This is a genomic window from Desulfosporosinus sp. OT, from assembly GCF_000224515.1.
Taxonomy (GTDB): domain Bacteria; phylum Bacillota; class Desulfitobacteriia; order Desulfitobacteriales; family Desulfitobacteriaceae; genus Desulfosporosinus.
Genome location: NZ_AGAF01000130.1, coordinates 1 through 569, shown reverse-complemented (window position 1 = coordinate 569; position 569 = coordinate 1). Strand labels below are relative to the sequence as shown.

At 45.2% G+C, this 569-nt stretch carries 1 protein-coding gene; it reads right to left on the bottom strand.

Annotated elements, in window-relative coordinates; genetic code table 11:
* Positions 1–224 precede the first annotated feature (224 nt).
* Positions 225–407 carry a hypothetical protein gene (locus DOT_RS28625; RefSeq protein ID WP_009618872.1) on the bottom strand — a complete coding sequence of 61 codons (183 nt, stop codon included), beginning with the start codon at positions 405–407 and terminating at the stop codon, positions 225–227.
* Positions 408–569 lie beyond the last annotated feature (162 nt).

Sequence of the window (569 nt, the reverse complement as noted above, 5' to 3'; positions counted from 1 at the left end):
TGAATGAAAACGTTGGAAATAGTTGGAACGAAAACATTGCCCTCGTGAGATACTTTTGCTACGGCATAAGTCGAATTGTCTTGGTGCGTTCGAGCCCGATATTATAGACTGATTAAGGCTTCCTGCTTGCACCACAAATTGTTGCCATGAGCACGTAGGGTAGATTAATGCTTTACAGGAAGCCCGCCGTAAATTTAAAATCATTGGAGGTCTTTCAATGAATGTTATTTACGAGCGTTGTTGTGGTATGGATATTCACAAGAACACGATCGCTGCCGCTCGACTTGATCGGTAACTTGCTCGCGAACTTGTTCGGTTTGCATAAGCTCATTTAAAGCATCTCGGATCACGCGGAGCATAAATTCAACAAAAACTGTAGAATCCGCCGCTTTGTCGGCAACAGCCAATATGGTGTTTTTCCGTAAGACTGCGACAATCTTACGAGGTTTTATATTATGGTACTACCTCCCCAGCTTCTCCCTCAATACCTCCCGCATGTCCTGCGCAGAAATCGGCCTGCCTTTTTTCCCCAATTGGAAGAGCCAGCTGGGAAACCCGATGGCTTTTCT